General features: G+C 66.0%; 12 protein-coding genes. 9 read left to right on the top strand and 3 right to left on the bottom strand.

Translation table 11 applies throughout. The features are described 5' to 3' along the window. The 3 genes from ACR80S_RS11520 to ACR80S_RS11510 all read left to right on the top strand — a co-directional run. Nucleotides 1-756, top strand: a 756-nt coding sequence (locus tag ACR80S_RS11520; RefSeq protein ID WP_435403241.1) for an MATE family efflux transporter, incomplete at its 5' end; no start/stop codon positions are given. A 136-nt stretch (nt 757-892) separates the two neighbouring features. Then, nucleotides 893-2545, top strand: coding sequence for a nitrite/sulfite reductase (locus ACR80S_RS11515; RefSeq protein ID WP_435403240.1), 1653 nt, complete (start codon nt 893-895; stop codon nt 2543-2545). Then, nucleotides 2538-3056 (top strand): DUF934 domain-containing protein, encoded by a 519-nt coding sequence (locus tag ACR80S_RS11510; protein ID WP_435403239.1) that lies wholly within the window; start codon nt 2538-2540, stop codon nt 3054-3056. Before ACR80S_RS11515 ends, ACR80S_RS11510 begins: the two co-directional genes overlap by 8 nt. Before the next feature lie 147 nt (nt 3057-3203). On the opposite strand, the gene smrA is transcribed toward ACR80S_RS11510, so the two are convergent. Then, nucleotides 3204-3818 carry a DNA endonuclease SmrA gene (gene smrA, locus ACR80S_RS11505; protein ID WP_435403238.1) on the bottom strand — a complete coding sequence of 205 codons (615 nt, stop codon included), beginning with the start codon at nt 3816-3818 and terminating at the stop codon, nt 3204-3206. 113 nt (nt 3819-3931) lie between these two features. On the opposite strand from smrA, the gene ACR80S_RS11500 reads away from it, so the two are divergent. The 4 genes from ACR80S_RS11500 to ACR80S_RS11485 all read left to right on the top strand — a co-directional run bounded on the left by ACR80S_RS11500 (nt 3932) and on the right by ACR80S_RS11485 (nt 5671). Further along, complete coding sequence (locus ACR80S_RS11500; RefSeq protein WP_435399720.1) at nt 3932-4372, top strand: gamma-glutamylcyclotransferase family protein; 441 nt, start codon at nt 3932-3934, stop codon at nt 4370-4372. Nucleotides 4373-4428: 56 nt separating this feature from the next. Beyond that, nucleotides 4429-5055, top strand: coding sequence for an NAD(P)H:quinone oxidoreductase (wrbA, locus tag ACR80S_RS11495; protein ID WP_435403237.1), 627 nt, complete (start codon nt 4429-4431; stop codon nt 5053-5055). Continuing rightward, nucleotides 5052-5456 carry a DUF2069 domain-containing protein gene (locus ACR80S_RS11490; protein ID WP_435399722.1) on the top strand — a complete coding sequence of 135 codons (405 nt, stop codon included), beginning with the start codon at nt 5052-5054 and terminating at the stop codon, nt 5454-5456. The genes wrbA and ACR80S_RS11490 overlap by 4 nt, the downstream gene beginning before the upstream one ends. Nucleotides 5457-5533: 77 nt before the next feature. After that, the gene (locus ACR80S_RS11485; RefSeq protein ID WP_435403236.1) at nt 5534-5671 is read left to right on the top strand and encodes a hypothetical protein; all 138 of its coding nucleotides are present in this window, start codon (nt 5534-5536) and stop codon (nt 5669-5671) included. Between the two features lie 83 nt (nt 5672-5754). On the opposite strand, the gene ACR80S_RS11480 is transcribed toward ACR80S_RS11485, so the two are convergent. Beyond that, entirely contained in the window at nt 5755-6441 is a 687-nt protein-coding gene (locus ACR80S_RS11480) for a cytochrome b/b6 domain-containing protein (protein ID WP_435403235.1), read from the bottom strand. A 164-nt stretch (nt 6442-6605) separates the two neighbouring features. On the opposite strand from ACR80S_RS11480, the gene ACR80S_RS11475 reads away from it, so the two are divergent. Further along, nucleotides 6606-6836, top strand: a complete 231-nt coding sequence (locus ACR80S_RS11475) for a branched-chain amino acid transporter permease (protein ID WP_435399725.1) — start codon at nt 6606-6608, stop codon at nt 6834-6836. Nucleotides 6837-6944: 108 nt separating this feature from the next. After that, entirely contained in the window at nt 6945-7586 is a 642-nt protein-coding gene (gene pdxH / locus ACR80S_RS11470) for a pyridoxamine 5'-phosphate oxidase (RefSeq protein ID WP_435399726.1), read from the top strand. 128 nt (nt 7587-7714) lie between these two features. Here pdxH and ACR80S_RS11465 read toward each other — a convergent pair whose 3' ends face one another. Continuing rightward, nucleotides 7715-10462: a bifunctional acetate--CoA ligase family protein/GNAT family N-acetyltransferase gene (locus ACR80S_RS11465; protein ID WP_435399727.1), complete on the bottom strand. Its 2748-nt coding sequence runs from the start codon at nt 10460-10462 to the stop codon at nt 7715-7717. Nucleotides 10463-10507: the final 45 nt, after the last annotated feature.

Genomic DNA, 10507 nt, shown 5'->3' with positions numbered 1-10507 from the left:
GGCGCCGGCGCCCCCACCACCCTGTCGCTGTTCCTGGGGTTGGCTGTCTGGGCGCTGCTCAGCGCGCGCCATGCCGCCAGCAGCGGCTTTCTCGCCGGCTTCCCGCGGCGACTCACCTTCGCGACCACCCTGCGCCTGGCCACGCCTCACTCGTTCCAGCAGCTGTGGTTCGCCGCCGGCTATGCGGTGCTGTTCTGGATCCTTGGCCAGATCGACACTGCAAGCGTCGCCGTGGGCCACGTGCTGGTCAACCTCTCGCTGCTGCTGATCCTGCCCGGGGTGGGACTCGGCATGGCGGCCATGAGCCTGGTCGGTCAGGCGCTGGGGCGCGAGGCCCATCATGATGCCCACCGCTGGGGCTGGGAGGTGGTCCATCTGGCGTGGCTCTGCCTGGCGGTCCTGGCGCTGCCCATGGCGCTGTTTCCCGAGGCAGTGCTGGGGGTCTTCCTTCATGATCCGGCGCTGGTCGAACTGGGCCGGGTGCCGCTGCAGCTTACGGCGCTGATGATCGTGCTCGACGCCGCCGCCCTGGTGCTGGCCCAGGCGCTGCTCGGCGCCGGGGCCAATCGCACCGTGATGACCACGACCCTGAGCCTGCAGTGGCTGGTGTTCCTGCCGCTGGCCTGGTGGATCGGCGTGGGCCTCGAGCAGGGGTTGCTCGGCATCTGGTGGGCACAGCTCGGCTATCGCTGCCTCAACTCCGCCTGGTTCGCCATCATCTGGCAGAGACGCCGCTGGCTGCGTCTTCAGGTGTGACTCGCTGTCTCCGCCAGAGTCTTGTAATTACTTTTTGCATAAAAACTATAAGTTTTTATTCTTTCCAAGAATAAAGCACGACGAGTATGGTGCCCCTACAGGCACTGTCCCCCTTCACTGCAGCAGGAACGGCTGAATGTACCGCTACGACAGCTACGACCAGACGCTTGTGGATGAGCGCGTCGCCCAGTTCCGCGATCAGATGAATCGCTATCAGGACGGCCGACTCGGAGAGGAAGAATTCCGTCCGCTGCGTCTGCAGAATGGTCTCTATATCCAGAAATATGCGCCCATGCTGCGCATCGCGATCCCCTACGGCATGCTATCGAGCACTCAGCTTAGGCGCCTGGCGTCCATCACCCGCCGCTATGACCGCGGTTACGGCCACTTCACCACGCGTCAGAACCTGCAGCTCAACTGGCCGGCACTGGAGGACGTTCCCGATATCCTCGGAGAACTCGCCGAGGTGCAGATGCATGCCATCCAGACCAGTGGCAACTGCATCCGCAATACCACCAGCGACCAGTTCGCGGGCATCGCCGCCGACGAGGTAGAGGACCCGCGTCCCTGGTGTGAGCTGATCCGTCAGTGGTCGACCCTGCATCCTGAATTTGCCTTCCTGCCACGCAAGTTCAAGATCGCCGTGACCGGAGCCGCCGCCGACCGCGCCGCCATTCAGGTCCACGACATCGGCCTGCGCCTGTGGCACGACGCCAGCGGCGACGTGCGGGTCAAAGTTCTGGCCGGCGGCGGCCTGGGCCGCACGCCGATGATTGGCGAAGTCGTCCGCGGGGACCTGCCCTGGCAGCATCTGCTCACCTACCTCGAAGCGGTAGTCCGGGTCTATAACCAGTTTGGCCGCCGCGACAACAAGTTCAAGGCGCGCATCAAGATCCTGGTCAAGGCGCTGGGCGTGGAGGAGTTTGCCCGCCGCGTCGAGGAAGAATGGGTCCACCTCAAGGACGGTCCCCAGACCCTCACCCGGGCCACCGTGGAGGCCGCCGGAGCCCACTTCGAGGAACCGCAGCGCCGACCGGTGAGCGAGGCCGCCATCGCCGAGTTCGAGCGCCTGCGCGGCGAGAATCGCGCCTTCGCACGGTTTGTCACCAACAATGTCACCGATCACAAGGTACCGGGCTACAAGGCGGTGACCCTGTCGCTCAAGCGCCGCGAACACGCTCCGGGCGACGTCACCGCCGATCAGCTTGACGCCGTCGCCGATCTCGCCGAACGCTTCAGCTTCGGCGAGACCCGCGTGACCCACGAGCAGAACCTGGTGCTCTCCGACGTGGCGGTAGATGAGTTGGAGGACCTGTGGAAGGCGCTCGATGAACATGGCATGGCCAACCCCACCGTAGGTACCCTCAACGACATCATCTGTTGCCCCGGGGGAGACTTCTGCGGCCTGGCCAATGCTGTCTCGATCCCCATTGCCCAGGCACTTCAGGAGCGTTTCGAGGATCTCGACTTCCTCTACGACCTGGGGCCTCTGGATCTCAATATTTCCGGCTGCATGAACGCCTGCGGCCACCACCATGTGGGCCACATCGGCATCCTCGGCGTCGACAAGAAGGGCGAGGAGTACTACCAGATCTCGCTGGGCGGCAACGCCACCGACGATGCCTCCCTGGGCAAGATCCTCGGTCCCTCCTTCTTCCGCGAAGATGTTCCCGAGGTGATCGACAAGATCCTCAAGGTTTATGTCGAGCAGCGTCATGACGATGAACACTTCCTCGACACCTATCGCCGAATCGGCCACAAGCCCTTCAAGGAGCGGGTCTATGCCTGATCGCCATCTGGAACCGACACGCACCCTGATCAAGCTGGGCCAGCCGGAACAGGACGAGTGGGCGCTGTCGCGTGTCGAAGAGGGACTGCCGAGTCGCCGCCCCGTGATCGTGCCCCTTGCGCTGTGGCGCGAGCATGGCGAAGAGCCCGGCCTTGCCCCCTGGCTGACCAGCGACACCGAAATCGACGCCCCCCTCGCCGCTGAACTGTCACGGGCGCCGCTGGTGGCTATCGACTTCCCTGCCTTCACCGATGGTCGTGGCTATACCCTGGCCCGCTTGCTGCGCGAACGGCACGCTTACCGTGGCGAGATTCGGGCTATCGGCGACGTTCTGGTCGACCAGCTCTACTACATGACCCGCTGCGGCTTCGATGCCCTGGCGCTGCGCGAGGACCAGCACCTGGAGGATGCCCTGCGGGCGCTGGGTGCATTCAGCGTCAGCTATCAACCGGCGGTGGACCAGTCGGAGGCACTCTTCGAGCGCCGCCTGCGCGAGAACGGCCAGGCCTGAAGCCGACCCGCGCATCTTGAAGGCGGCCCCGGCATTCTTCGGGGCCGCTGAAGCGTGCCGGCGCCTCCATGCCTGAGCGATTTCCGCTCTTCTATCCAGGTCCTTCCCCCTCTCCGAGCCCCTTTCCAGCACCCTTGTCCAGGCCCTCTACCCCCGCCGCTTCTGCTGCCGCTCCCGGTTGGCGGACTTCGCTCGTTCGCTCTTGCGCAGCATCACCCAGGTGGCTCCTAGGCCGCCATCGGAGGGTTGGGCCGAGACGAAGGCCTGCACCTCGGGAAACTGGGTCAGCCACTTGGCCAGGTAGGAGCGCAGCACGTTGGCCGGGCTGTCGATGGCCTGGCCGCGGCCATGGACGATCAGCACCGAGCGCAGGTCGTGGGCGTAAGCCTCATGGATGAAGGGCGGCAGGGCCCGGCGACACTCCTCCAGCGGGCGGCGCAGCAGGTGAAGGCGCGCCTGGTCCGCATAGCCGCCGTGGCGCAGACGATCCACCACCCCCTGCTGGATGCCGTCACGACGATACGCGAGCGGGTCGAAGGGCGGCATAAGGTCGACGAAGTCATCAGAGAGAAAGCCATGGCCCTCAAGCTCAGCGGCGGCGCTCTCGCGGCGGGCCAGCTGCGCCTCGCTGGGAGAGCGCCGGCCGTGGCCGGGATCGGCGCGATTGCCGGTCCGGGAGAGCGGCCGCACATCCCCCATCAGGGCCTGGAAGTCGAGGTCGTAACACGCCTGGCGAGTCATGGGACACCTCAGGAACGTCATGGGAGCGTCCATCCTAGCAGAGCCCTCGCTTCGGCTTAAGCCATCCAGCGTGAGGCCGGACAAGTGCCTCACGGCATGGCAGGATGGGGCACTCCCCTTTTGAAAGGAACCCCATGCGACGCCTTCACCTGCTGTTCGCCACCCTGCTTGGCCTACCGCTGGCCGTGGCCGGCTGGCTGTGGCTCACCATGCTCAGCCCCTTCACCTACGATCGCCCCGACCACCTGGCGCCCATCGAGGCCGGCCCTCACGAGGTCTTCGTCTACGGCACCCTACGCTCGGGGCTGGTGCGCTGGGTGGTCACCGGCCGCGCCGGCGAATCCCGCCCGGCGATTCTGGAGGACGCCAGACGCACCGCCCTCGATCTGGAGGAGGCCTCCGGCGAACGGGTCGAGGGCGAGGTGATCACCGTGAGCGCCGAGGCGCTGGCCCGGCTCGATCGCTACGAGCGCCTCGGCATCCGCTACGAACGGGTCCGCCTCACCCTCGCCGACGGCGGCGAAGCCTGGGTCTATCGGCGCCTGCCCGAAGAAGCCCTGACGGCTTCTCCGTGAGCCGGTCGCCGCCCCTTGCTACAATGTGCCGACCTTTTACTGTCTCTGGAGCCCCGATGAGCGCTTCCCTGCCCTATGTGCTGATCCTCTACTACTCTCGCCACGGCGCCACCCGCGCCATGGCCGAACGGCTGGCCGCCGGCGTCGAATCCGTTCGCGGCATCGAGGCGCGCCTGCGGACCGTACCGCCGGTCTCGCCCACCTGCGAGGCGGTGGATCCGGAGATTCCCGCCGAGGGCGCCGTCTACGCCCGCCTGGAGGACCTGCGCCACTGCGCGGGGCTGGCCATCGGCAGCCCCACCCGCTTCGGCAACATGGCCGCGCCGCTCAAGCACTTCCTCGACGGAACCAGCGAGCTGTGGCTCGGTGGGGCGCTGATCGACAAGCCTGCCGCCGCTTTCACCTCCACCTCCAGCCTGCACGGCGGCCAGGAGAGCACCCTGTTGACCATGCTCGTGCCCCTGCTGCACCACGGCATGGTCTATGCAGGCTTGCCCTACAGCGAGACCGAGCTGATGGAGACCTCCGGCGGCGGCACCCCCTATGGGGCCAGCCACCTGGCCGGCAAGCGCAGCGACCGCCCCCTGGATGAACATGAGTGCCGCCTGGCCCAGGCCCAGGGCCGCCGCCTGGCGAGACTCGCCCTGGCGCTGTCGGCAATGCCCAGGGATGAACGCTCATGAGGCGCTGGCTCGACTCCCTGGAGGCCGAGATGGGGCTGGACCCGCTGACAGCCCGTGCCCGCCGCTGGGTGCTGGGCAGCTATGGCGTCCTGTCTCTGGCGCTGGTGGTCTGGGGCCTGCTGCTGTGGCGGGACGGCGGTAACCTGCGCCCGCTGCTGGCCTTCCTGCTGCCGCTGGTGCTGTTCCTGCCCTCCCTGCTCGCCAGGCGACCCAGGGGCCACGCCTGGCTCGCCTTCGTCAGCCTGCTCTACTTCATGATCGGAGTAAACGTGGCGGTCCTGCCCGGCCTCGGCTGGCTCGGCTGGCTGATCGCCCTGGCGGCGCTGGCCCTGTTCGGCGGCTGCACCTTCTACGCGCGCTTTCGCAGCCGCCAGCTACGCACCCAGGCGGAGGGCAGCTGACCCGGTGGCGTGCCAGGCTGATGGAGCTTGACCTGCATCAAGCCTAGCAACCGACAAGCCAATGCAAGGAGTTCGTGATGACCGTGACCCTCCGACCTCTGCTCGCCCTGGGCCTCTCCACCGCGCTGACCCTTCCGCTCACGGCCCAGGCCGCGACCCTGGCCGATATGATCAACAACGGCGAGGAATTCAACGCGCTGCGTCGCCAGGTCTGAGCCGTGGCCAACAGCTGCAAAGGGTGTCACGACAACTACCGCGCCGACTGAGTCGACGCCTTCCTGCGTATGACTTGCCGCAGTCACGCCTTCCAGAGCCAGATCACCGGCAGCGCGGCAATGACGATCACCGCCAGGGCAAGCCAGGGGCTGGCGATGCGCCGGACAGGGCCGCCAACCGCCGGATCGTCCTCGGGCTCACCCGCAAGCGCCTTGCGTCCGGTGATCATTGCTCTCACCAGGCGTTCACCCTTCAGCCGGTGCACCACCAGGGCCAGCAGGTGAGCGGCAATCAGCAGCAGCAGCAGGTTCGCATTGAGGTGGTGGAGACCTGCCAGGGTGCGGGCGGTGCTGCGGTCCACCCAACCATGCAGGGGAGCATTGAAGAAGATGTCGTCGGTCAGGAAGAGCCCGCTTGCGGCCTGGAAGGTGAGCGACAGCAGCATCACCACCACCATCATGCCGCCCAGGGGGTTATGACCGGCGAAGATGGGCGGGCGCTCGCGCAGCAGGCGCCTGGCGTAATCGAACATCGTCGCGGGCGGGTAGAGAAAGCCGCGGAAGCGGGCGTGACGACTGCCCACCAGGCCCCATAGCCAGCGGAACAGCAACAGGCCAATCAGCACGTAGCCGCCCCGGGCGTGAATATCGACGGGGAAAATGAAGGGTGCCCCGTCGGTCTTCATGGTGTAGAACGCCAGCGCCACGCACCCGACAAGCCCCCAGTGAAAGAGTCGCACCGGCAAGTCCCAGACTCTCAGTCGTGTCATCTCGCCTCCTTGCTGATTGCAGTGGATTCTCCGGTCTCGGGCGGCCAGCTCCGGGCATTTGTCTTACCATATGGCGTTCGGTGGATACCGATCACCCGCAGAAGGAGTTTACCCCTTGTCATCCTCCGACGCCTGGCGTGAGGCCGGTACGCTGATCCTGCACCGTGGGGCGCTACCTGCCCCCTACGGTGATGATGATCCTGGTGATCTATGCCCTGCGCGACTTCCGCCCCCTGGCCGAGGGGCAGCTCAATGCCGGCGCCACCGGGTGGACGATGGTCCTCGCCTCCCTGGCGGTGGTGGTGCTGCATCTCTGGCGGCGTAACGCGCTGCTCGCCATGATCGGCGGCACCGCGGCCTACATGGCCATGGTGCAGCTGGGCGGGTCGCCGTGAGAGCGAACGGGCATATGCTTAAGATCACAAATCCCGCTGGTACAGGCAAAGAGTGTTGAGCTGAGGGCGCGCAGAGGCGACCATGAAAGAAATTTCGAGGAGATTGTCATGACACGCAAGATCGCCGATATCCGCCGCGACTACGAAGGGGGGCTGCTCGACGAGTCACAGGCCACCGACACCCCCATGGTACTGTTCGAGGAGTGGCTCGCCCTGGCGCTGGAAAGCGAGGGTGATGACGGCAACGCCATGACGCTGGCCACCGTGGATAGCCAGGGCCTGCCCCACGCGCGCATCGTTCTGCTCAAGGGGATCGACGAGCAGGGCCTGGTCTTCTACACCAACTATCACAGCCACAAGGGCAGTGAGCTGACCAACGTGCCACACGCCGCCCTGGTCTTCTGGTGGCCGTCGCTGGCGCGTCAGGTGCGCGTCGAGGGCAGTGTCGAGCAGGTCAGCGCCGAGGAGTCCGACGCCTATTTCGCCAGTCGCCCGCGGGCCAGCCAGCTGGGCGCCTGGGTGGCCACCCAGAGCGTAGTGATCCCCGGCCGCACCTGGATCGAGGAGCGCCAGAGCCGTTTCGAACAGGCCTACGAGGGACAGGAGATCCCGCGCCCGGTGCACTGGGGCGGCTACCGTGTGGTTCCCACCATGATCGAGTTCTGGCAGGGCCAGCCCAGCCGCCTCCACGACCGCATTCGCTACGAAGCCCGTGACGGCCAGTGGCAGCACTTCCGCATGGCGCCCTGAGCATCGACACGGTCAGCTGATCCGAGGCGAGTACTCCGGGCCCGGCGATTACCAACGGCAGACCCCCGCCACTGGCGGGGGTCTGCCGTTGGAGGCAACTGAACGCGGCGCCTACGCGCAGGACGGGCTCAGTCCGGCAGGCTTTCCAGGCGGTGGCGCTGCCACTCGCTCTCCGGCTCGTTGAGCCGCAGCACCGCATCCACTACCTGCTCCTCCATGTTGTAGCGCTGCTTGAAACCAAGATGCTTCATCAAGGCGCGCATCGGGTGATTGTCGACCATGATCTTGCCGATCATCTCCAGGGTGCCAACGCTGCGACAGTAGTCGATCAACTTGTTCATCAGCAGGCTGCCGAGGCCGAGCCCCGTGAGATCATCGCGAATGATCACCGAGAACTCCGTGCGAATATTGTCGGGGTCGTTCCATACCCTGGCCACGCCGAGCATCTCCTTGCTGCCATCCTCGCGCAGGTGTTCAGCGATGAAGGCCATCTGGCGGTCATAGTTGATGTGGGACAGCATCGACAGGTCCCGCTGGGTCAGGTCCGACTTGTTGTGGAAGTAGCGGAAACGGATGCTCTCCTCGGAGAGCTGACGGTGGAAGCTGGTGATCAGCGGCGCATCCTCGGCCCGAATCGGACGAACCTCTACCTCCCAGCCGTTCTTCAGGGTCACCCACTCACGCAGCTCTTCCGGGTAGGGCATGATCGCGAAGCGTGCCGGCGTGCCCAGGTCCATGGCGAAGTCCACCGCTACCATGTCGTCACGGTTGAGCAGCAGCGGGTTGATCTCTATCCCACGCAGCTCGAGTAGATCGCTGGCCATCTGCGACAGCTTGACCAGCATCTGGCAGAGCCGCTCGATATCCCGACCGGGGTCGCCGGAGTGCTCATGGATCAACCGCGCCACGTGGGTGCGATCCACCATGTCCTCGGCCAGTGTCATGTTGAGGGGGGGCAGCGCGACCTGGCGGTCGGCCAGGATATTGACCTTGTAGCCGCCGATACCGAACACGATCACCGGGCCGAACACCGGATCCCGGGTGATCCCGGCACAGGTCTGCAACGAATGCTTTCCGCGCTGCATGGGCTGCAGGCAGTACTCACGAACCTTGAAGGCGGGATACTTCTCGCTCACCTGTTCACGAAGGAGCGTGACCCCTTCGGCCACCTGCTCGGGGCTCCTGAGGTCCTGCAGCAGTCCCGCCGAGACCCGATGGGGGTGCTTGCGATAGCGGAACGGCCGGCAGTTCCCCTCATGCACCACCTTCAGCGCCATGGCGCCTTCGAAGTCCGCCGCGGCGGCGGCGCCCTCCTCGGGGGTGGTCACATAGCGGCTATGGGCGACCGGAATTCCGTAGGCCTCCAGCACCTGGGCGGTCTCGGAGTGGGAGAGCGATTCACGCCCCTTCGCCTTGGCCTCCTTGATCAGGGTGCGGCAGCGGGCGCGGATATCCGGGGTAGTGGTAAACGGCAGGCTGGGCGGGGTCTCCTGCAGCAGCGCCTGGACCCGCTGGTAGTCCACCATGTGCATGAAGGCATTGATGGCCTTCTCGGGCGACACGTAAGTGGGAATGGCCGCCAGGCTGCACTCGTGACGCGCGGAGAGAGCCTCCTCAAGCCCCATGAAGCTGGTCAACAGGTTGCGGCGAAAGCGCTTGCGATTGGCCACCACCGCCTGGGCAGTGGTCTTGGAGGGTGCCATGCGGGTCGGCGCATGCACCACCAGCACGGCGTCGACGCCGGGGTCGGCGGCGACGATCTCGATGACCTCCACGAACTTCTCGGGGGTGGCATTGCCGCCCATGTCCACCGGGTTCTCTCCTGGCTTGCTCATGTCGAAGTCGCCGCGATTCAGCGCCGCCCGCGTCTCTTCGGTGAACTCGGCCAGCTTGCCGCCGGCGTGGATCAGTTTGTCGATGGCCAGCATGGCCGGCCCCAGGCCGTTGGAGACGATGGCCAGGCGGTCACCGCGCAGTGGCTTCATGAGCGAAAGGGTCATCAGCGCATCGAACAGATCGTCGGAGTCGTGCACCCGCACCACCCCGGCTCGCGAGAAGGCCGCATCGAAGATCTGGTCGCGGTTGGCGACCCCCGGCGTGGGCGGCAGGCCGGTGAGATCCGACTGGGGGGTCCGCCCACTCTTGATGGCCAGCACCAGGCGGTTGCGCGAGGCGTCGCGCAGCGCGGTCATGAAGTGCTGGGCGTCGAGGATCTTCTCCAGGTGAAGCAGGATCGCCTGGGTGGGCGAAAACTGGTTGATGTAGTCGAGCAGGTCGGGAAGCATGACGTCGACGCTGTCGCCGAGGGTAATCAGGTGCGAGAAGCCTACGCCTCGCCCCGCCGCCCAGTCGATCATCGCCGTGCCGAGCATGCCGGACTGTCCCAGATAGGCGACCCTGCCGGCCTTGATCGGCCGGTTGGCGTAGGAGGCGTTGAGCTTGCGCCCCGGCACGATCAGGCCCATGCACTCCGGCCCCAGCACACGAATTCCCGACTGCCGGGCGGCATCCAGCATGCGCTGGCGGATCGAGGCCTTGCCGTCGCGGGCCTCGTCCAGGTGAGAGCCGCCAGATAGCACCAGGGCGGCGCGCACTCCGATGCTGCCGAGCCTGGCGATGCGTCCGGGCACTGTGGCCACCGGTGAGCAGATGACGGCGAGATCGGGCGCCTCGGGAAGTTGGCCGATCCGCGAGAAGGCAGGCTGACCGAAGACGCTCGCGTAACCCTTGGGGTTCACGGCCCAGAGGGTGCCCGGAAAACCGGCCTCCTGCAGGTTACGGATCACGAGCCCGCCCAGGGAATCGGGCTTTTCCGAGGCGCCGATCACCGCGATGGTCTTGGGTTCGAAGAAGTGACGCAGGAAACGGGTGCTCACGATGCTCTCCCGACAGCTTATGGCTGGAATGGCTGCCTATTGTGT

Origin of the sequence: Halomonas salsilacus, from assembly GCF_051216275.1 — a bacterium.
Classification (GTDB): Bacteria; Pseudomonadota; Gammaproteobacteria; order Pseudomonadales; family Halomonadaceae; genus Halomonas.
Note: the sequence above shows the minus strand (reverse complement) of the source record. Positions and strands in the feature narration are given on the sequence as shown.